Origin of the sequence: Streptomyces sp. NPDC005648 (genome assembly GCF_040605395.1) — a bacterium.
Taxonomy (GTDB): Bacteria; Actinomycetota; Actinomycetes; order Streptomycetales; family Streptomycetaceae; genus Streptomyces.
On record NZ_JBEXCS010000021.1, the window covers coordinates 92395 to 111413 of the forward strand.

The window sequence follows — 19019 nt, forward strand, 5'->3', positions numbered from 1 at the left end:
ACAAACATGGTGGCTACACTTGCGTCCATGCACCCCCGCTCTCGCCGCTATCACCACGGAGACCTGCGCGCCGCGCTGCTGGACCGCGCCGAGCAGACACTCAAGGAGAAGGGCCCGGCCGCGCTGTCCCTGCGCGAGCTCGCCCGCGACCTCGGTGTCAGTCATGCCGCGCCCAGCCGTCACTTCAAGGACAAACAGGCGCTGCTGGACGCCCTGGCCCTGACCGGCTTCGAGCGGATGGCCGACGTGCTGGAGGCGTCACAGGGGAGCGTCGGGGGGACCTTCGCGAAGCAGGTCGACGCGGTGGTCCGGGCATATGTGGGCTTCGCCCGGGAGAACGCCGCGCTGCTCGACCTGATGTACGCGGTGAAGCACGATCCGACGGCCTCGGAGGACCTGGTGGAGGCCGTCGGGCGCTGGTCGGAGATCATCGAGCGGCTCGTGGCGGAGGGGCAGCGCCGCGGTGAGGTGCGGGAGGGCCCGATGGAGCGTGTCGGTCTGCCGGTGTTCGCCGTCCTGCACGGCTACGCCGACCTCGCCGCCGCCGGCATGATCCCCCCGGAGGCCGCCGAGCACGGCCTGGACGAGGTGATCGCGTTCGTCCTGCGCGGCTGCGCGCCGGACCGGCCCTCCTGAGGGCCGAATCAGCCTTGCCGTGAGCCTGTGGAGGCTCCGATCAGCCTTCCTCGGCTCGGGCGGCGTCCTCGGCCAGCATCCGCGTCAGCGCGTCGCGCTGCAGCGGCAGGACCGCGGCGTGCAGGTCGCGCCCCTTCTGTGTCAGGGTGACCCACACGCCGCGCCGGTCCTCCACGCATACGGAGCGCTCGACCAGACCGTCCTTCTCCAGCCGGCCGATCAGCCGGGACAGCGCGCTCTGGCTGAGGTGCACCCGTCCCACCAGGTTCTGCACCCGGCACTGGTCGCCCTCCTCGGGCGCCTCGGAGGCGAGGAGGTCGAGCACCTCGAAGTCGCTCGCGCCGAGGCCGTGCGGGTGCAGCACCCGGTCGATCTCGCACATGGTGCGCGCGTGCACGGACAGAATGGTCCGCCACTGCTCCTCGAGGCCGGTGCCCGCCGTTTTCGCCGCCATACCCGCACGGTAACACCGAATCCGCCTTTTGTTGTATGTACAACTAGTGCGGACGCATGGAGTTGTGCGGTCCTCAGGCGACCGGGTCCTGGAGCAGCCCGATCAGATTGCCGTCCGCGTCCTTGAGGGAGGCGATCAGACGGCCGTTGCCCACGTCGCGAACGTCCTCCACCAGCTCGGCGCCCGCCTCGACCAGCGCCGCGAGCCGCCCCCGGATGTCGGACACATGCCAGTAGGGCACCGCGCCCGTGAGGCCCTGCGCATGCCCGTTGGGGTTGAGGCCGATGTCCTGGCCGGCCGCCTTGAAGCCGACGTAGTACGGCTGGTCCGCGTAGGGCTCCACCTCCAGCAGGGCGCTGAACAGGGCCTTCGCCCGGGCGAGGTCCTTGACGGGGTAGATGATCGTGTGGACGCCGTCGGTCATGACGTACTCCTCGGTGAGCGGTGGACCGACGGATTTCGCCGGTGGTCCCACGCTAGGCCGGGGGAGCGGGGGTGGCTTCTCGAATCCTGACCGCTTACGGATCACGCGGTTCACAGGATGGTGCGAGGTGGCTCGTGGAACCGGTCCCCGGCCGGGAGTCCGGTTTGCCGGGCACCTCTTACGTCGAGTCGCGCTTCACCAGTTCCGTCGGCAGGATCACCGCCGCCGGGTCCTCGCCGCCGATCTGTGCCAGCAGCACCCGCACCATCTCGGCGCTGATGCGGTCGTAGGGCTGGCGGATGGTCGTGAGGGCGGGGGTGGCCTCGATCGCGGCGCTGGAGTCGTCGAAGCCGCCCACGGACACGTCCTCGGGCACCCGGCGGCCGGCCCGGTGCAGCGCCGTGAGGGCGCCCTGGGCCATCAGGTCGGAGGCCACGAACACGGCGTCCATGTCCGGGGCCCGCGCCAGCAGCCGTTCGGCGCCCGCCTCGCCGCTGGCCCGGCTGTAGTCGCCGGAGACGATCAGCCGCTCGTCGATCTCGACACCGGCCTCGGTGAGGACCTCCTTGTAGCCGGCGAGCCGGTCGACACCGCCGGGGGTGTCCAGGGGGCCGCTCACCATGCCGATGCGGCGGCGGCCCAGCGACAGCAGATGGCGGACCATGTCACGGGCGCCGTCCCGGTCGTCCGCGGCCACGTAACTCACCTTGGAACCCAGGCCCATCGGCTTGCCGCACTGTACGAGGGGCACCCCCGCCTTGTGCAGCTCCTCCGCGACCGGGTCCCCGGAATGGCTGGAGACCAGCAGCACACCGTCGACGTGACCGGCGGTGATGTAGCGCGTTATGCGCCGCCGTTCGTCCTTCGTGCCCGCCAGCATCAGCAGCAGGGGGATGTCGTGCGCCGCCAGCGCCTGGGTGCAGGCGCTCAGCAGCACATTGAAGTTGGGGTCCTCGAAGAACCGCTCCTGAGGCTCCGTCAGCAGGAAGCCCACGGAGTCGGACCGCCCGGTGATCAGTGAGCGCGCGTGCCGGTTGACGACGTAACCGGTCTTGCGGATCGCCGCGTTGACCGCCTCGGCGGCGGACGGGCTGACGTAGTGCCCGCCGTTGAGCACCCGGGAGACGGTGCCCCGCGAGACACCCGCCTCGCGGGCCACGTCGTGGATCGTCGGCGGCTTGCGTCGGCCCCCCGTGTTGCTCATGGTCATGACTTTACGGCTCCGGAGAGCAGATCGAGGCTCCAGAACCGCTGGATGACCAGGAAGAGCGCGATCAGCGGGATCACCGCGAGGAACGCGCCCGTGATCACCAGGGTGTACAGCGCCGGTGTGTTGGAACCCTGTTCCAGGAGCGTGTACAGACCGACCGTGATCGGGAACTTCTCGTCGTCGCTGAGCATGATGAACGGCAGCAGGAAATTGTTCCACACGGCCACGAACTGGAACAGGAACACCGTCACCAGGCCGGGCACCATCATCGGCAGCGCGACCCGGGTGAAGATCCGCCACTCGCTCGCGCCGTCCATCCGGCCGGCCTCCACCACGTCGGCGGGCACGGCGGCGGCCGCGTAGATCCGGGCGAGGTAGACACCGTACGGCGACAGGATCTGCGGCAGCAGCACGGACAGGTAGGAGTCCGTGAGGTCCGCCTTCGCCAGCAGCAGGTACTGCGGGATGGCGAGGATGACCGGCGGCATCAGCACACCCGCGAGCAGCACGTTGAACATCGTCTCGCGACCGCGGAAGCGGTATGTCGCGAGGGCGTAGCCGCTGAACGCCGACACGCACGACGACAGCAGCGCGCCGACGACGGCGTAGAGGGCGGAGTTGCCCATCCACTTCCAGTAGACGCCGTCGCGGTAGGCGCTGAGCTCCTTGACGTTGTCGACGAAGCCCGTGCCCGGCAGGAACGTGAAGGTGGAGAACAGTTCGCGCCCGGACTTGGTGGACGCGATGACCACCCACGCCACCGGCAGCAGCGTGTAGATCGCGCCGAGCACGAGGGTGATCGTCGGGACCAGTGCGATACGGCGGCGCACGGGCGGGCGACCCCGGGCGGCACCGGTCGTGCCGGCCGCCGCGGGCGCCTTTGGTACGGCGAGGGAACTCATCGCGTCGCCTCCTGCTTCTGACGGCGGTTCGCGGCCCGCAGGAAGCCGAAGGACAGGACGAGCGTGGCCAGCGCGATGATCACGGCCTCCGCGGCCGCCTGGTAGATGTCGCCGTTGCGGAACGCGTCCTGGTACACGTTCATCAGCGGACTCCAGGTCAGCGGCAGGGAGTTGGTGAGCGGCTTGAGGGTCATCGGCTCGTTGAACACCTGGAGCGTCGCGATGATCGAGAAGAAGAACGTCAGCACCAGCGAGGGCGCCACCATCGGGATCTTGATCCTGAGGGCGATCTGCAGCGGTGTGGCGCCGTCCAGCTTCGCCGCCTCGTACACCTCGGCGGGGATCGACCGCAGCGAGGTATAGATGACGATCATGTTGAAGCCGGTGCCGCCCCACACCGCGATGTTCGACATGGCGAGATACAGCGGGCCGCCGTCCAGGAGGTTGGGCTGCGGCATGTGCAGCCTCTCCAGGACGTAGTAGAACGGGCTGACGTCCGGCAGGTAGAGGAAGCCCCACAGCAGCGCCGCCACCACGCCGGGGATGGCGTACGGCAGGAAGATCGCGAGCCGGGTGAAGGGGGCGAGGCGCACCTTGTCCGAGTCGAGCATCAGCGCGAAGAGCAGGGCGAGGCCGAGCATCACCGGGACGACGAGGCAGCCGTAGCCGAGGACGCGCAGCGCGCCGTGGCCCAGCTCGCTGTCGGTGAGGGTGTCCGTGTAGTTCTCCAGGCCGGCCCAGACCTCCTTGCGGGCGCCGGAGCCCAGGCCGAGACCGGAGACGTGCACCTTGCGGAAGCTGAGATAGACCGCGTAGCCGATGGGCAGCGCGAAGAACAGCGCGAACAGGACGGTCGCGGGGAGGAGGAAGCCGTACGGGGCCCCCTTGACCCCGTACGACCTCCGGCGGGTGGTGCTGCTCACTGGGAGACCTCGAAGCCCTGCTTCTTCATGTCGGCGACCGTGGCGTCCTGCATGGTGTTCAGGGCGGCGGAGAAGTCCGACTTGTTCTTCGCGGCGGCGCCGAAGGCGTCGTTGAAGGTGGTGTAGGCGACGTTCACGTTCGGGCCCCAGGCCGAGGGCGCCGTGGTCTTCGCGATCTCGGCGGCCTTGGTGTAGAAGTCCGGCTGGTTCGAGAAGTACGCCGGCGGGCTCGCGAAGGCGCCGCTGGTCTGGGCGTTGGTGGCGGCCGGATAGATGCCGCTGTCCTTGGCCAGCGCCTGCAGGGCTGCGCCGTCGGTGTTCAGCCACGCGGCGAACTCGGCCGCGGCCTCCTTGTGCGCGGAGTCCGTGGTGACGGCGGTGGAGGATCCGCCCCAGCTGCCGGTGACGTTCTCGCCGGCGGACCACTGGGGGAGCGGGGCCATGGCCCACTTGCCCTGGGTCTGGGGTGCGGCCGTGGTCAGCGTGCCCGGCGCCCACACCGCGGAGACCCAGGCGATCTGCTTGCCGGTGTTGAGGGCCTTGTTCCAGGACGGCGTGTACATCGGCTGGTTGTCGATGGCGCCCTCCTTGACCAGACCGCCCCAGAAGTCGGCGACCTTCTTGGTGGCCGCGTCGTTGATGGCGACCTTCCACTTGTCGCCGGAGGTCGTCCACCACTTGGCGCCGGCCTGCTGGGCCAGACCCGCGAAGAGGCCGGAGTCGTTGGCGGAGAACGTGGTCAGGTCCTTGTCCGGCGCCTTCTTCTTCAGCGCGCGGGCGGTCTCGGCGAACTGCTCCCAGGTGGTGGGGATCGTGAGGCCGTACTTCTTGAAGAGGTCCTGGCGGTAGTAGAACATCATCGGGCCGATGTCCTGCGGCACCGCGTAGACCGCGTCCGTGCCCAGCGTGGTCTGCTGCCAGACGCCGGACGCGAACTTGGACCTCGCGTCGCCGACGTCCTTCGCTATGTCGGCCAGCGCGTCATTGCTGACCAGTGTCGGCAGCGCCTGGTACTCGGCCTGCACCAGGTCGGGTGCCTTCTTCGCCTTGTGCGCGGTGAGGATCTTGGTGACCAGTGTGTCGCCGGACGCCTGCTTCTTCACCGTGACCGTGATCCGGTCCTTCTTGCCCGGGCCCTTGTTCCACAGGTCCACGACCTTGTCCATGCCGGGCGTCCAGGTCCAGTACGTCAGCGAGACCGGCCCCGACGCGGTCTTGCTGTCGCTGTCGGACGAGCCGCAGGCGGCGAGTGCGGTGGCGCCGAGGGCAACGGCGATGGTGGATGCTGCCGTTCGACTGAGCCGAGTGCGCTTCGTGTTGGGCATGGATCTCTCCCCTGACCTGGGTCCCCGCCTCATGCGGAAACCTGCCATGCGAATCACAGGAGCCGGGCCCCCGCCCGTGGCGAGGACCTGCGGTGCTGCTCTGTGAGCGTTCACAGTAGAGAAACATCCCGGACACTTGTCAATGGTTGTTGCTGTGCGGTTATGTTGGGCTCGCACCGCCACCGCAGTGTGTGCACGTTCCCACATGATCGACGCAACGGGAGAGATCCATGCCGGAGACCAGCCCCAGGGGCCTCACCAGGCTCGCCTTCGGTGGGGACTACAACCCCGAGCAGTGGCCGGAAAGCGTCTGGCAGGAGGACGTCCGGCTGATGCGGGAGGCCGGCGTCACGATGGTGAGCGTCGGAATCTTCTCCTGGGCGCTGCTGGAGCCCGCGCCCGGGTCGTACGACTTCGGCTGGCTCGACCGGATCATCGACCTGCTGCACGCACACGGCATACGCGTCGACCTGGGCACCCCCACCGTCTGCCCGCCGGCCTGGTTCTACCGCGCCCACCCCGAGGCGCTGCCGGTGAGCCGCGAGGGCGTGCGCTACGAGTTCGGCTCCCGCGCCGCCATCTGTCACAGCGACGCCGACTACCGCACGGCCGCCGCGGCGATCACGACCAGGCTCGCCGAGCGCTACGGCGACCACCCGGCACTGGCGATGTGGCACGTGCACAACGAGTACGGCGTCCCCGTCTCGGCCTGTTACTGCGACTCCTGCGCCGCCCACTTCCGCCGCTGGCTGCGGTCGACGTACGAGACGGTCGACGGTGTCAACGAGGCCTGGGGCACCGCCTTCTGGGGCCAGCGCTACACCGGCTTCGAGCAGATCAACCCGCCGCGGGCGACCCCGACGGCCGTGAACCCGGCCCAGGCGCTGGACTACAAGCGCTTCGCCGACGCCACCATGCGCGAGAACTTCGTGCGGGAGCGGGACATCCTGCACCGCCTCTCGCCGGGCGTCCCGGTCACGACGAACTTCATGACCGCCCTGAGCCAGTGCGACTCCGTCGACTACTGGGCCTGGGGCCGAGAGGTCGACCTCGTCACCAATGACCACTACCTGATCACCGACGGCCGCCGCACCCATGTGAACCTCGCGATGGCCGCCGACCTCACCCGGTCCGTGGCCTCCGGCGCCCCCTGGCTGCTCCTGGAGCACTCCACCTCGGGCGTCAACTGGCAGCCCCGCAACCCCGCCAAGGCCCCCGGCCAGATGGCCCGCAACTCCCTCGCCCATGTGGCCCGCGGCTCCGACGGCGCCCTGTTCTTCCAGTGGCGGCAGTCCCGGCGGGGTGCCGAGAAGTTCCACTCGGCGATGCTCCCGCACGGCGGCACCGACACACGGGTGTGGCGCGAGGTCGTCGAGCTCGGCGCCTGCCTCGACTCCCTGAGCACCGTCCGCGGCACCCGCACCGAGGCCGATGTCGCCGTGCTGTGGGACTGGCACTCCTGGTGGGCGCAGAAGCTCGAATGGCGCCCGAGCGAGGACCACGACCCGCGCGAGCGCGCCGACGCCTTCTACGAGGCCCTCTACGACCGCCACCTCACCGTCGACTTCGCTCACCCGGAAAGCGACTTGTCGAGGTATCCCCTTGTCGTCGTGCCCGCGCTCTACCTGATGACGGAGGCGGCCGGGAACAACCTCAGGGAGTACGTCGAGAGGGGCGGCACCCTCGTCGTCTCGTACTTCTCCGGCATCGTCGACGAGCACGACGCGGTCCATCCGGGCGCCTACCCGGGCGCGCTCCGGGACGTGCTCGGTCTGACGGTCGAGGAGTTCTCGCCGCTGCTGCCGGGCCGGTCGGTGCGGATCACCGGGCCGGACGGCTCCGAACTCGCCGGCGACGTCTGGACCGAGTTCGTGGTGCCGCGTGGCGCGGAGACCGTGTGGACGTACGCCGACGGCCTCACCGAGGGCCACCCGGCCGTCACCCGGCACCACCTCGGCGAGGGGACCGCCTGGTACGTCTCCACCCGCCTCGGCTCCGCGGGCCTGGACGCGCTGCTGGGCTGGGCGATCGAGGACGCGCGGATCACGCCCCTCGCCGACCTGCCCCGCGATGTGGAGGTCGTGCGCCGCACCGGTGAGTCGGGCAGCTATCTGTTCGCGATCAACCACACCGCCTCGGACGCCAAGGTGCCGCTGGAGACCCACGGCACCGAACTGCTGACCGGGGAACGGGCCGCGGGCCGCCTCGCGGTCCCCGCCGGAGCCGTCCGGGTCGTACGACTCGACGGCTGAGCCGAACCCCCCTCCGCCCGCGCGTGCCACGAGAGCCGCGGGCGGAGGGGCACCCCCTCCGGGTGCCACCGGAGGGACACCCCCAACGGGGAGATCCCCACTGGAGGGGATGCCCCGTCCCCGCACGTCGAAGGGACGACGGACGACGATGTTCCATCCCAGACGCACACTGAGGGCCCTGCTGCTGCCGCTCGTGGCCGGGCTCGCCCTGATCGCCCTGCCCGCCCCCGCCGCGCAGGCGGCGAGCACCCTCACCAACGGCGGATTCGAGTCCGACGGCGCGGGTGTGGCCGCACCGGCCGGCTGGTCCGAGTACGGCGACACCGGCGCCTCGTACACCGAGTCCGGTGGGCACAGCGGGAGTTACCGCCTGTCCCACTACGCGTCGTCCGCCTACAAGGTGGAGACGTACCAGTACCTCTCGGGGCTGACCGACGGGAAGTACACGCTCACCGCCTGGACCCGCTCCAGCGGCGGGCAGAATTCCGCCTACATATCCCTGAAGAACTGCGGCAGTTCGGAACAGAGGACCGATCTGCCGGTCTCCGCCAGCAGCTGGGTCCGCATTGTCACGTCGATCAATGTGACCAACAACCAGTGCACCATCAGCATCAACAGTGACGCGAACGCCGGCAACTGGATCAATGTCGACGACCTGACCTTCACATCTGGATCGACCGGCCTGTCGATCAAGGGTGCCGACATCTCGTCCCTCGCCAAGAGCGAGGCCCTCGGCGGCGTATACAAGACCAGCTCCGGGACCACCGGTGACGCGGTCACCCTCCTCAAGAACGCCGGCATGAACTACGCGCGCCTCAAGGTCTGGGTCAACCCGGCCGACGGCTACAACAACAAGACGCGGGTGCTCGCCATGGCCAAGCGCGTCAAGGCCGCCGGCATGAAGCTCCTGGTCGACTTCCACTACTCGGACACCTGGGCCGACCCGGGCAAGCAGACCAAGCCGGCCGCGTGGTCGTCACACACGTACAGTCAACTCAAGACCGACGTGTACAACCACACGTACGACGTGTTGAACGCCTTGAAGGCCCAGGGCACCACCGCCGACATGGTGCAGGTCGGCAATGAGATCAACGGCGGCATCCTGTGGTCCGAGGGCTCCACCGACAACTGGTCCCAGCTGGCCGGTCTGCTCAACTCCGGCTACAGCGCGGTCAAGGCGGTCTCCTCCGGCACCCAGGTCGCCCTGCACCTGGCCAACGCCGGTGACGACTCCACCGTCCGCTGGTGGTTCGACAACGCCAAGACCTACGGCATCAACTACGACGTGATCGGGCTGTCGTACTACGGCTACTGGCACGGCTCGCTCGCCGCCGCCCAGACCACCCTGGACGACGTGGTCTCCCGCTACGGCAAGCCCGTGTTCGTCGCGGAGACGGCCTACCCCTTCACCCTCGCCCAGGACGACTCCCTGGAGAACCAGATCGACACCACCGGTGAGCTGGTCACCGGCTACCCGGCCACCCAGGCGGGCCAGCTGGCGTGGATGAACGCCGTCGCGAACATCGTGGAGGCCGTACCCGGCAACAAGGGCCTCGGCGTCTTCTACTGGGAGGCGACCTGGACCGCGGTCACCGGCAACGGCTGGGACCCGGCCGACTCCACCTCCGGCAACGGCTGGGAGAACCAGGCCCTGTTCGACTACAACGACAAGGCCACCTCGGCCATGAGCTGGTTCAGCCATCGCTGAACCTGTGGGAGGGGGCCCGGTCGCAGGGGAGCGACCGGGCCCTCGCCCGTCTGTACAGGGGCGGGACCGCGGGAACGTGCGGCGGCCGGGCCGATCGGTCCCGGACAAGGGGCGCCGACTCCCGGACAACGCGGCCCGTGCTGCGGGACAGTGGGAGGACGCGCCTCGCGGTGGTCCGTCCGGAGAGGGGGACGCGATGTTGAGGAATCCCGTCGGCTCGCAGCGCCTGGACATCCTGGAGTGGCTCAAGGACCCGGCCGCGCACTTCCCCGCACCGTCGCAGGGCGACCTCGTCGAGGACGGCGTCACCGCGGACGCCGTCGCCACGAAGCTCGGCGTGCCCGTCGCCGTCGCGGACAGCCACCTCGCCCTGCTCGCGGCCATCGGCCTGCTGCGCACCCGCAGAATCGGGCGGCGCACCCACTACCGGCGGGACGAGGTGCGGATCGCCGAGGTGGGCCGGATGTTCGAGAAGGGCTGGTAGCCGCGGCGACGGCACATCGAGGTGCTACACGGTGCCCCTCGACGACGGCACCGGCGACGGCCCCTCATCGCCGCCGTCCCCGTGCGGCTCGTCCCGGTACCCGAACCGCTCGCAGAGCAGACGTCCGAGCAGCGCGCCGCCGTGGACGACGAACCCCACCCCCACCAGCCAGGACTCCACCACGAGGATGGTGCCGGCCGGGCCGTAGCTGATCGCGTTGGTGACCAGGAGCGGGGTGAACACCAGGTACGAGAACCAGCGCAGGCCCACCAGGCCGGCCATCGTGGCCAGCGCCCCGGGCAGCAGATACCGCCACGGCACCGCGCGGTGCAGAAGGTAGTGCGGGCCCCACCAGAAGAACAGGATGCCGAACGCCATGCTCAGCGGGATGCGGGACGAGCCCTGCAGCACATTGCGGGTCTGCACCTGCGCGTACACATACACCATCAGCACGACCAGCCACACCGCCTGCCGCCAGATCCGGTGCCAGGCGCCGGCGGACGCCTTCCAGATCCGCTCGTACCCGTTCTGCACGCTCGACGCGAAGGACAGCCCGAACAGCGCGAGCAGGGCCCCGCTCCAGGCGCTGGTGGTGCTGATCACCTTGCTCGGCGGGCCGAAGACCTGGGTGAGGGCCTTGGCGGAGCGACCGGACAGGTCCATGCCGTCCACCAGCCACAGCGCGAACCCGCCGTGCCCCAGCGGATCCGCCGCCGCGACCACGATGAGCAGCGGCGCCAGCGTGACCAGGGCGAGCGTCGCGAAACCGAGCGCCCGGTGCAGCAACTCCAGCTCCGAGCCGCGCCCGTACAGGGTCGCGAGCCCCGAGCGGTGCCACCACACAGCCCACCGTGACATGGGACCACCCCTTCTCGGGCGCTGTCCTGAGTCGCCAGGAAAGCCTCGATGTAAACCTGATCGAGTGACGCGGCCTCCGTCGAACCTCCACACACATGCCAGCATGAACTGCCCGACCCAGACGAGGAGGTTTCCATGGACCGTGTCACCCCACTCGTCCCTCTCCGGTACGTAGCCATCGGCGGCCGCGGCCCCGAGGACGTCGTCGCCGACGCCCGCGGCCGGGTGCTGACCGGGGTGGAGGACGGCCGCATCCTGCGCGTCGACGGCCTCACCGGCGACACGACGGCACGCGTCGAGGTGCTCGCCGAGACCGGCGGCCGGCCCCTCGGCCTCGAACTCCTCCCGGACGACGCCCTGTTGGTGTGCGACGCCGAACTCGGACTGCTCCGCGTCGACCTGCGTGAGGGCATCGTGCGCATCCTCGCCGACTCGGTGGCGGGGGAGCGGCTGAGGTTCTGCAGCAATGTCGTCGCCCTGGCCGACGGCAGCGTCTGCTTCACCGTCTCCAGCCGCCGCTACCCCCTCGGCCAGTGGATCGGCGACATCGTCGAACACTCCGGGACCGGCCGGCTGCTGCGCCTCGAGCCCGGCAGCGAACGGCCCGAAGTCCTCCTCGAAGGGCTGCAGTTCGCCAACGGACTGGCCCTGAGCTCCGACGAATCGTTCCTGGTCGTCGCCGAGACCGGCGCCCGCCGTCTCACCCGCTACTGGCTCACCGGACCGCGGGCGGGACACGCGGAGCCCTTCGCCGAGAACCTGCCGGGCATGCCCGACAACATCTGGCGCGGCGCACCGGACGGCCCGATCTGGGTCTCCCTGGCCGGCCCGCGCGTCCCCCCGCTCGACCTGCTGCACCGCACCGCCCCCGCGGTCCGCGCCACCGCCGCCCGGGCCGCCGTCCACGCCCCCTACCGCCCCACCGGCTTCATCGGTGTGCTCGGCGTCGACGACCAGGGGGCGATCGTCCACCACCTCACCCGCCGCCGTTCCGGCTTCCGCATGGTGACCAGCGTCTGCGAGGCCGCCGGCCATCTGGTGCTGGGCAGCCTGTGGGAGCGGGGCCTGGCGGTGTGCGAGCGACCGGCCCCGAAATGACCCGGGTCCCGGCCGGGCGCTACCCTGTAGCCCGGCCGCGGGCACTCCTCGCGGCGCGGCGGTGGGGCCCGCCGTACCCGAACCGCGGCAGTGGTGCCGCCAACGGTCCCTACTTGCGAAGGAGCGGCGCCCGCACGCCCGGGCCCCGGCGAGTAGGAGACGTACGACCATGACAGCCCCGGAAGCGGAGAGCGTCCGCGCCCGCCCGCACCCCACCCGGCAGCCCGCCTGGCGCACCCAGGCTCCGGTCGTCGTGGTGGTCGCGCTCGGCGGTGCCCTGGGCGCCACCGCCCGCTACGCGCTCTCCCTGTGGTGGCCCACCCCGCCCGGCCACTTCCCCTGGGCGACGTTCTGGACGAATGTCGTCGGCTGCGCCGTGATCGGCGTGTTCATGGTGGTCATCACCGACGTGTGGGCCGCCCACCGCCTCGTCCGGCCCTTCTTCGGCACCGGCGTGCTCGGGGGCTTCACCACCTTCTCCACCTATGCCGTCGACATCCAGAGGCTCGTCGACGCCGGCCACCCCCGCACCGGGCTGGCCTATCTCGCCGCGACCCTGCTCGCGGCCCTCGCAGCGGTGTGGCTGGCGGTCACCGCGGCCCGTCGCGTCCTGAAGTGGAGGCAGCCATGACCAGGCTGACCGGCAGCGCCCTGCGCGTGACCGTCTTCATCGGCGAGAACGACACCTGGCACCACAAGCCGCTCTACTCGGAGATCGTCCACCGCGCCCACGCGGCGGGCCTCGCCGGTGCCAGTGTCTTCCGCGGAATCGAGGGCTTCGGCGCCTCCTCCCTGATCCACACCTCACGGCTGCTGTCGCTGAGCGAGGACCTCCCGGTCGCGATCGTGATCGTGGACACCGAGGAGCACGTCCGTGCCTTCCTGCCGCAGCTCGACGAGCTGGTGGGGGAGGGCCTGGTGATTCTCGACGACTGCGAGGTCATCCGGTATGTCGGCCGCGAGGAAGCCTCGGGCAAAACGGACATGAAGGGTAAGAAGTCGTTGTGAACTGGCTGCTGGTCGTCGCGGGCGCCATGGTCGGCGCACCGCTGCGGTACCTCACCGACCGCGCGGTCCAGTCCCGGCACGACTCGGTCTTCCCCTGGGGCACCTTCGCCGTGAACGTCACCGGCTGTCTGATCCTGGGTCTGCTGACCGGGGCGGTGGCCGAGGGGGCCGCCGGTTCCCCTCTTCGGCTCCTGCTCGGTACGGGCCTGTGCGGGGCCCTGACCACTTACTCCACCTTTTCCTACGAGACTCTGCGGCTGACCGAGACCGGGGCGGGGCTCTACGCTGCCGCCAATGTCGTCGGAAGCGTGACGGCGGGTCTCGGCGCGGCATTCGTCGGGGTCTCGATCGCCCAGGCTCTCTGGGGGCGGTGAACGGGCCGCACCCCGCGCGTAGTAAGACTGTCTACAACACTGTCGACCAACCTCCTCAGAACTGGATCCCATGAGCGTCATTAGCGTCGGTCAGGCCGCCGTCCTCGGAGTCGTCGAGGGGGTGACCGAGTTCCTCCCCGTCTCCTCGACCGGCCATCTGAAGATCGCCGAGGGACTGATGAGCATCCCCGTGGACGACGACGCCGTCGTCGGGTTCTCGGCCGTCATCCAGGTCGGCGCGATCGCCGCCGTGCTGGTGTACTTCTTCAAGGACATCGTGCGGATCGTCTCCGCCTGGGGCCGCGGTCTGGTCAACAAGGAGGAGCGGTACCACCACGACTACAAGTTCGCCTGGTGGGTGATCTACGCGACCATCCCGATCGTCGCCGTGGGCCTCGCCGCCAAGCCGCTGATCGAGGGTCCGCTCGCCTCCCTGTGGGTGGTCGCGGCCTCGCTGATCGTCGGCAGTGGTGTGATGTGGGCGGCGGACCAGATGGGCCGGCACAAGCGCGGTGAGGACGACACCACTTTCAAGGACGCGATGCTGGTCGGCAGTTCGCAGATCCTCGCCCTGCTCTTCCCCGGCTTCTCCCGCTCCGGCGCCACCATGTCCACGGCCCTCATCCTCGACCTCGACCGTGTCGCCGCCACCCGCCTCTCGTTCTTCCTCGGCATCCCGGCCCTCACCGGCGCCGGTCTCTACGAGCTGAAGGACGCCCTCGGCGCGGGCGTCGGCGCCGCCCCGCTCGCCGTCGGCACGATCATCTCCTTCGTCGTCGCCTACGCCTCCATCGCCTGGCTGCTGAAGTTCGTCGCCAAGCACTCCTTCAACGCCTTCGTGATCTACCGGCTCGTCGTCGGCGTCCTGCTGCTGGGCCTGCTCAGCGGCGGTGCGATCAGCAGCTGACCCGCTCGGTCGGCCAGGTCCCGGGGTGTGAAGTCTGCTTTTCAGGCCTCACACCCCGTGAATCTCATCTTTCACATCCCTTGACAGCCCCCGTATGTCACCCGGAGGATCGCTTCCGTGAACCTGTCAGACAGCAAGACAGCCAGTCAGGGTCCGCGGCGCATCAGCGCCATGGAAGCGGTCCTGGCCCATCTGCGTGCCGCCATCGAGAACGGCGAGTACGGGGTGGGGGACAAGCTGCCCTCCGAGGCGGAGCTCTGCCGCACCCTGGAGGTCAGCCGGCCCGTGCTGCGCGAGGCCCTCAGGGCGCTGCAGACGATGGGCCTGACCGTCTCCAAGACGGGCAAGGGCACCTTCGTCGTCGCGAACACCGTCGAGGACCCCACCTTCGGCGACTACGCGGCCAGCGACCTGCTGGAGGTCCGCCGCCATGTCGAGATCCCGGTGGCGGGCTACGCGGCCGTGCGCCGCACGCCCGAGGACCTGGACCATCTGACGCATCTGCTGGAGCGCATGGAGCGGGAGACGGACACCACGTCCTGGGTCGCCCTCGACACGCTGTTCCACCTCGCTGTCGCCCAGGCCGCCCAGAACCCGGTCTTCCGCCGGGTCATCGAGGAGATCCGCGACGCACTGGCGCGTCAGTCGGCCTTCCTCAACGAGCTGGGCGGACGCCGCGAGCAGTCCAACCGCGAGCACCGGGCGATCGTCGAGGCGCTGATGGACGGTTCCGAACTCGACGCGGTGGACGCCATGGCGCACCACCTCGACCGTGTCGAGACGACCCTCACCGACATCGTGCGCCCCGCGCGCACGGACCCATCCACGGAAGGCGGACCCGAGGCGTGAGCGAGCAGTCCCTGCACGAGGGCGTGCAGAAACGTTCCGGCCATGTCGACGCCGGAGACGCGGGCTACAGCAAGTCCCTGAAGTCCCGGCACGTCAACATGATCGCCATCGGCGGCGCCATCGGCACCGGCCTCTTTCTCGGCGCGGGCGGCCGGCTCGCCGACGCCGGCCCCTCCCTCTTCGTCGCCTACGCCGTCTGCGGCGTCTTCGCCTTCCTGGTCGTGCGCGCCCTCGGCGAACTCGTCCTGTACCGGCCCTCCTCCGGCGCCTTCGTGTCGTACGCCCGCGAGTTCCTGGGCGAGAAGGGCGCGTACACCGCGGGCTGGATGTACTTCCTCAACTGGGCGACCACCGGCATCGCCGACATCACCGCGGTGGCCACCTACACGCACTACTGGGGCATGTTCTCCGACATCCCTCAGTGGTTGATCGCATTGATCGCCCTTGCGGTGGTGCTGACCGTCAATCTGATCTCGGTCAAGATCTTCGGTGAGATGGAGTTCTGGTTCGCGATCGTCAAGGTCAGCGCGCTGGTGATCTTCATGTGTATCGGCATCTACCTGCTGGTCACCCAGCATCCCGTCGACGGCGCCACCCCGGGCCCGTCCCTGATCACCGACAACGGCGGCGTCTTCCCCAACGGCCTGCTGCCCATGCTGCTGATCATCCAGGGCGTCGTCTTCGCCTACGCCTCCGTCGAGCTGGTCGGCGTCGCCGCCGGTGAGACCGAGAACCCCGAGAAGATCATGCCCAAGGCGATCAACTCGATCATGTGGCGTGTCGGCCTCTTCTACGTCGGCTCCGTCGTCCTGCTCTCGATGCTGCTGCCGTGGAACAAGTACAGCGCCGGCCAGAGCCCGTTCGTGACCGTGCTGTCCCACATCGGCATTCCCGCCGCCGGCGGCGTGATGAACCTCGTCGTCCTCACCGCGGCCATGTCCTCGCTCAACTCCGGCCTGTACTCCACCGGCCGCATCCTGCGCTCCATGGCGATGTCCGGTTCCGCGCCCAGGTTCACCTCGGTGATGAGCCGCAGCCAGGTCCCGTACGGCGGAATCCTCCTCACCAGCGGTATCTGTGTCCTGGGCGTCGGCCTCAACTTCGTGGTCCCGGCGGACGCCTTCGAGATCGTCCTCAACTTCGCGGCGATCGGCATCCTCTCCACCTGGGGCATGATCATGATCTGCCACCTCCTCTTCTGGCAGAAGACCCAGAAGGGCGAGCTGACCCGCCCGGGCTACCGCCTGCCGGGCTCCCCCTGGACCGAGCTCGTGACGCTGGCCTTCCTCGCCTCCGTCCTGGTCCTGATGTACGCCGACGGAGGCGCCGGCCGCACCACCGTGCTGTGCCTGCCGCTGATCGTCGGTGCCCTGGTCGGCGGATGGTTCGGCGTCCGCGGCCGGGTCGCCCGCCAGTCCACCGGAACCACACCCACGACACCTACGACCGGAGCCGACGCGTGAGGCGCGTGCTCCCCGACAAGAGGCAGTGATGTTCAGCAGTTTCGTCGCGGACGCACCCAGGATCCGCGAGCCCCTCCACGCTCCCGTCGCCCACCTCATACGCGACGGGATCGTGGAAGGCATCCACTACGGCTCCGTCGTCGTCCTCGGCGCCGACGGCCAGGTCCGGTTCCAGCTCGGCGACATCGAGGCCGCCTTCTATCCGCGCTCCGCGCTCAAGCCCGTCCAGGCGGTCGCGATGGTGCGGGCCGGGCTGCCGCTCGACGGCGAGCTCCTCTCGCTCACCGCGGCCAGCCACTCCGGCGAGGAACGCCACCTCGCCGGGGCCCGGCGCATCCTCGGACTCGCCGGTCTCACCGAGGACCATCTGCGCAACGTGCCGGACATGCCGTACGGACCGGCCGTGCGGGACGCCTGGGTCCGGGAGGGGCGCGGGGCGTCCCGGCTCGCCCAGAACTGCTCCGGCAAGCACGCGGCGATGCTGTACACCTGCGTGCTGAACGACTGGCCGCTGGAGGGATACCTCGACCCCTCGCATCCGCTGCAGCAGGCGATCGCCGAGATCGTCGAGGACCTGACCGGGCAGCGGATCGCACGGGTGACGGTCGACGGGTGCGGGGCTCCTCTGTTCTCCGTGTCCCTGCACGGCCTCGCGCGGGCCGCCGCACGGATCACCACGGCCGCCGACGGTACGCCGGAGGCCCGGGTGGCCGACGCGATGCGCTCTCACCCCGAGATGGCGTCGGGGGCCGGGCGGGATGTCGCCGCGCTCATGGCGGCCGTGCCCGGGCTGCTGGCCAAGGACGGGTTCGAGGGCGTCGAGGTCGCGGCGCTGCCGGACGGGCGGGCCGTCGCCGTGAAGATCGCCGACGGGGCGAACCGGGCGAGGGTGCCGGTGGCCGCGGCCGCCCTGGCCTGGGCCGGGGTCGATCCCGGACTGCTCGCCGCGTTCCAGGGCGAGGCGCTTCTCGGAGGCGGGCGCGCGGTCGGGTGCGTGCGGCCTGTCCGTTCGCTGGAGCCGGTTGCGGTCTCGGCCTGCGCCTAAGTACGTGTCGGATGTGTTGTGTGGCGGCTGCGAGTGGGGTGCGGCTGCTCGCGCCCACGCGGCGGCAGCCGCAAATCGATGACGCCCCGCGCCCCTTTTCAGGGGCGCTTCAGCTCGGTATCTCAGGAAGAGGACCCTCAGTCTCATGACCGTCGCCACTCGCCGTGAGCACGATCTGCTGGGTGACCGGGATGTTCCCGCCGACGCGTACTGGGGTGTTCACACCCTGCGCGCCACCGAGAACTTCCCCATCACCGGTATGACGATCTCCGCGTACCCTCACTTGATCGACGCTCTCGCCGCCGTCAAGGAAGCCGCCGCCCTCGCCAACGAGGAACTCGGGCTGCTGGCGCCGGAGAAGGCCGCCGCCATCGTCGCCGCCTGTCGGGAGATCCGGGACGGCAAGCTGCACGACCAGTTCGTGGTCGACGTCGTTCAGGGTGGTGCCGGGACCTCGACCAACATGAACGCCAACGAGGTCGTCGCCAACCGGGCGCTGGAGCTGATGGGGTTCGCCAAGGGGCAGTACCAGCACCTGCATCCCAATGAGGACGTCAACCTCGGACAGTCGACCAATGACGTCTACCCCACCGCCGTCAAGGTGGCGACGGTCTTCGCGGTGCGTGGACTGCTCAAGGCGATGTCCGTACTGCAGGACTCGTTCGCCCGGAAGGCCGTCGAGTTCCGTGATGTGCTCAAGATGGGCCGTACACAGTTGCAGGACGCGGTGCCGATGACGCTCGGTCAAGAGTTCTCGGCCTATGCCGTCATGATTGACGAGGACCGCAACCGTCTTGACGAGGCAGTCCAGTTGATCCATGAGATCAACCTGGGGGCCACGGCCATCGGGACGGGGCTCAACGCCCCGGCCGGGTACGCGGAGGCGGCCCGCCGTCATCTCTCCGCCATCACCGGGTTGCCGCTGGTCACCGCGGCCAACCTGGTCGAGGCGACCCAGGACTGCGGGGCGTTCGTCCAGATGTCCGGTGTGCTCAAGCGGATCGCGGTCAGACCGCTGCCGAACCACAGGGCGCGGAAGCCGTGCTCGGTCCGGTAGATCGCGGCGTACGCGTCGACCAGCAGGCCGACCGGGTCCTTC

Annotated in this window: 19 protein-coding genes and 2 pseudogenes; 13 read left to right on the forward strand and 8 right to left on the reverse strand. The window is 69.6% G+C overall.

All coding sequences use genetic code 11. From position 1 onward, the window contains the following. The first annotated feature begins 27 nt into the window (after positions 1 to 27). Positions 28 to 636: a TetR/AcrR family transcriptional regulator gene (locus tag ABZT17_RS15290; RefSeq protein ID WP_356348557.1), complete on the forward strand. Its 609-nt coding sequence runs from the start codon at positions 28 to 30 to the stop codon at positions 634 to 636. 40 nt (positions 637 to 676) lie between these two features. Here the strand turns inward: ABZT17_RS15290 and ABZT17_RS15295 are convergent, their stop codons facing one another. The 6 genes from ABZT17_RS15295 to ABZT17_RS15320 all read right to left on the reverse strand — a co-directional run bounded on the left by ABZT17_RS15295 (position 677) and on the right by ABZT17_RS15320 (position 5874). Beyond that, a complete protein-coding gene (locus ABZT17_RS15295) occupies positions 677 to 1090 on the reverse strand; it encodes a MarR family transcriptional regulator (RefSeq protein ID WP_356348560.1) in 414 nt (137 codons plus the stop codon). A gap of 73 nt (positions 1091 to 1163) precedes the next feature. Beyond that, the gene (locus tag ABZT17_RS15300; protein WP_356348562.1) at positions 1164 to 1514 is read right to left on the reverse strand and encodes a VOC family protein; all 351 of its coding nucleotides are present in this window, start codon (positions 1512 to 1514) and stop codon (positions 1164 to 1166) included. A gap of 178 nt (positions 1515 to 1692) precedes the next feature. Further along, positions 1693 to 2724, reverse strand: a complete 1032-nt coding sequence (locus ABZT17_RS15305) for a LacI family DNA-binding transcriptional regulator (RefSeq protein ID WP_356348565.1) — start codon at positions 2722 to 2724, stop codon at positions 1693 to 1695. After that, the gene (locus ABZT17_RS15310) at positions 2721 to 3626 is read right to left on the reverse strand and encodes a carbohydrate ABC transporter permease (protein ID WP_356348567.1); all 906 of its coding nucleotides are present in this window, start codon (positions 3624 to 3626) and stop codon (positions 2721 to 2723) included. Before ABZT17_RS15310 ends, ABZT17_RS15305 begins: the two co-directional genes overlap by 4 nt. Further along, positions 3623 to 4549, reverse strand: coding sequence for a sugar ABC transporter permease (locus tag ABZT17_RS15315; RefSeq protein WP_356348570.1), 927 nt, complete (start codon positions 4547 to 4549; stop codon positions 3623 to 3625). The genes ABZT17_RS15310 and ABZT17_RS15315 overlap by 4 nt, the downstream gene beginning before the upstream one ends. Then, complete coding sequence (locus ABZT17_RS15320) at positions 4546 to 5874, reverse strand: extracellular solute-binding protein (protein ID WP_356348572.1); 1329 nt, start codon at positions 5872 to 5874, stop codon at positions 4546 to 4548. The genes ABZT17_RS15315 and ABZT17_RS15320 overlap by 4 nt, the downstream gene beginning before the upstream one ends. A 230-nt stretch (positions 5875 to 6104) precedes the next feature. Here ABZT17_RS15320 and ABZT17_RS15325 point away from each other — a divergent pair, with 230 nt between their 5' ends. From ABZT17_RS15325 to ABZT17_RS15335, 3 genes are all read left to right on the forward strand, one after another. After that, a complete protein-coding gene (locus ABZT17_RS15325) occupies positions 6105 to 8126 on the forward strand; it encodes a beta-galactosidase (protein ID WP_356348575.1) in 2022 nt (673 codons plus the stop codon). 148 nt (positions 8127 to 8274) lie between these two features. After that, entirely contained in the window at positions 8275 to 9834 is a 1560-nt protein-coding gene (locus ABZT17_RS15330) for an arabinogalactan endo-1,4-beta-galactosidase (protein WP_356348577.1), read from the forward strand. A 196-nt stretch (positions 9835 to 10030) separates the two neighbouring features. Beyond that, complete coding sequence (locus ABZT17_RS15335; protein WP_356348579.1) at positions 10031 to 10318, forward strand: ArsR family transcriptional regulator; 288 nt, start codon at positions 10031 to 10033, stop codon at positions 10316 to 10318. 24 nt (positions 10319 to 10342) lie between these two features. Here ABZT17_RS15335 and ABZT17_RS15340 read toward each other — a convergent pair whose 3' ends face one another. Beyond that, positions 10343 to 11176 carry a ribonuclease BN gene (locus ABZT17_RS15340; RefSeq protein WP_356348582.1) on the reverse strand — a complete coding sequence of 278 codons (834 nt, stop codon included), beginning with the start codon at positions 11174 to 11176 and terminating at the stop codon, positions 10343 to 10345. A gap of 135 nt (positions 11177 to 11311) precedes the next feature. Here ABZT17_RS15340 and ABZT17_RS15345 point away from each other — a divergent pair, with 135 nt between their 5' ends. The 9 genes and pseudogenes from ABZT17_RS15345 to ABZT17_RS15385 all read left to right on the forward strand — a co-directional run. Beyond that, positions 11312 to 12274, forward strand: coding sequence for an SMP-30/gluconolactonase/LRE family protein (locus ABZT17_RS15345; RefSeq protein ID WP_356348584.1), 963 nt, complete (start codon positions 11312 to 11314; stop codon positions 12272 to 12274). A 169-nt stretch (positions 12275 to 12443) separates the two neighbouring features. Beyond that, positions 12444 to 12905: a fluoride efflux transporter CrcB gene (gene crcB, locus ABZT17_RS15350; RefSeq protein WP_356348587.1), complete on the forward strand. Its 462-nt coding sequence runs from the start codon at positions 12444 to 12446 to the stop codon at positions 12903 to 12905. Then, on the forward strand, positions 12902 to 13282 hold the full coding sequence (locus tag ABZT17_RS15355; RefSeq protein WP_356348590.1) for a DUF190 domain-containing protein: 381 nt from the start codon (positions 12902 to 12904) through the stop codon (positions 13280 to 13282). The genes crcB (ABZT17_RS15350) and ABZT17_RS15355 overlap by 4 nt, the downstream gene beginning before the upstream one ends. After that, positions 13279 to 13656 (forward strand): fluoride efflux transporter CrcB, encoded by a 378-nt coding sequence (gene crcB, locus ABZT17_RS15360; protein WP_356348592.1) that lies wholly within the window; start codon positions 13279 to 13281, stop codon positions 13654 to 13656. Before ABZT17_RS15355 ends, crcB (ABZT17_RS15360) begins: the two co-directional genes overlap by 4 nt. A gap of 70 nt (positions 13657 to 13726) precedes the next feature. After that, positions 13727 to 14563 (forward strand): undecaprenyl-diphosphate phosphatase, encoded by an 837-nt coding sequence (locus ABZT17_RS15365; RefSeq protein WP_356348595.1) that lies wholly within the window; start codon positions 13727 to 13729, stop codon positions 14561 to 14563. A 171-nt stretch (positions 14564 to 14734) separates the two neighbouring features. Further along, a complete protein-coding gene (locus ABZT17_RS15370) occupies positions 14735 to 15412 on the forward strand; it encodes a FadR/GntR family transcriptional regulator (protein ID WP_356348613.1) in 678 nt (225 codons plus the stop codon). Beyond that, complete coding sequence (locus tag ABZT17_RS15375) at positions 15409 to 16875, forward strand: amino acid permease (RefSeq protein ID WP_356348598.1); 1467 nt, start codon at positions 15409 to 15411, stop codon at positions 16873 to 16875. The genes ABZT17_RS15370 and ABZT17_RS15375 overlap by 4 nt, the downstream gene beginning before the upstream one ends. A gap of 28 nt (positions 16876 to 16903) precedes the next feature. Continuing rightward, entirely contained in the window at positions 16904 to 17920 is a 1017-nt protein-coding gene (locus tag ABZT17_RS15380) for an asparaginase (RefSeq protein WP_356348601.1), read from the forward strand. Between the two features lie 145 nt (positions 17921 to 18065). After that, positions 18066 to 18929: pseudogene (locus tag ABZT17_RS15385) on the forward strand (lyase family protein); the annotation flags it as partial. On the opposite strand, the pseudogene ABZT17_RS15390 reads toward ABZT17_RS15385, so the two are convergent. After that, a pseudogene (locus tag ABZT17_RS15390) lies at positions 18926 to 19019 on the reverse strand (TetR/AcrR family transcriptional regulator); the annotation flags it as partial. The pseudogenes ABZT17_RS15385 and ABZT17_RS15390 sit on opposite strands and share 4 nt — an antisense overlap.

Bases quoted from the DNA above. Each gene is read 5' to 3' on its own strand.
- ABZT17_RS15295 (WP_356348560.1), bottom strand. From the start codon at position 1,090: ATGGCGGCGAAAACGGCGGGCACCGGCCTCGAGGAGCAGTGGCGGACC.
- ABZT17_RS15345 (WP_356348584.1), top strand. From the start codon at position 11,312: ATGGACCGTGTCACCCCACTCGTCCCTCTCCGGTACGTAGCCATCGGC.
- ABZT17_RS15305 (WP_356348565.1), bottom strand. From the start codon at position 2,724: ATGACCATGAGCAACACGGGGGGCCGACGCAAGCCGCCGACGATCCAC.
- ABZT17_RS15370 (WP_356348613.1), top strand. From the start codon at position 14,735: ATGGAAGCGGTCCTGGCCCATCTGCGTGCCGCCATCGAGAACGGCGAG.
- ABZT17_RS15330 (WP_356348577.1), top strand. From the start codon at position 8,275: ATGTTCCATCCCAGACGCACACTGAGGGCCCTGCTGCTGCCGCTCGTG.
- ABZT17_RS15325 (WP_356348575.1), top strand. From the start codon at position 6,105: ATGCCGGAGACCAGCCCCAGGGGCCTCACCAGGCTCGCCTTCGGTGGG.
- ABZT17_RS15290 (WP_356348557.1), top strand. From the start codon at position 28: ATGCACCCCCGCTCTCGCCGCTATCACCACGGAGACCTGCGCGCCGCG.
- crcB (WP_356348587.1), top strand. From the start codon at position 12,444: ATGACAGCCCCGGAAGCGGAGAGCGTCCGCGCCCGCCCGCACCCCACC.
- ABZT17_RS15365 (WP_356348595.1), top strand. From the start codon at position 13,727: ATGAGCGTCATTAGCGTCGGTCAGGCCGCCGTCCTCGGAGTCGTCGAG.
- ABZT17_RS15340 (WP_356348582.1), bottom strand. From the start codon at position 11,176: ATGTCACGGTGGGCTGTGTGGTGGCACCGCTCGGGGCTCGCGACCCTG.
- ABZT17_RS15310 (WP_356348567.1), bottom strand. From the start codon at position 3,626: ATGAGTTCCCTCGCCGTACCAAAGGCGCCCGCGGCGGCCGGCACGACC.
- ABZT17_RS15380 (WP_356348601.1), top strand. From the start codon at position 16,904: ATGTTCAGCAGTTTCGTCGCGGACGCACCCAGGATCCGCGAGCCCCTC.
- ABZT17_RS15320 (WP_356348572.1), bottom strand. From the start codon at position 5,874: ATGCCCAACACGAAGCGCACTCGGCTCAGTCGAACGGCAGCATCCACC.
- ABZT17_RS15355 (WP_356348590.1), top strand. From the start codon at position 12,902: ATGACCAGGCTGACCGGCAGCGCCCTGCGCGTGACCGTCTTCATCGGC.
- ABZT17_RS15300 (WP_356348562.1), bottom strand. From the start codon at position 1,514: ATGACCGACGGCGTCCACACGATCATCTACCCCGTCAAGGACCTCGCC.
- ABZT17_RS15335 (WP_356348579.1), top strand. From the start codon at position 10,031: ATGTTGAGGAATCCCGTCGGCTCGCAGCGCCTGGACATCCTGGAGTGG.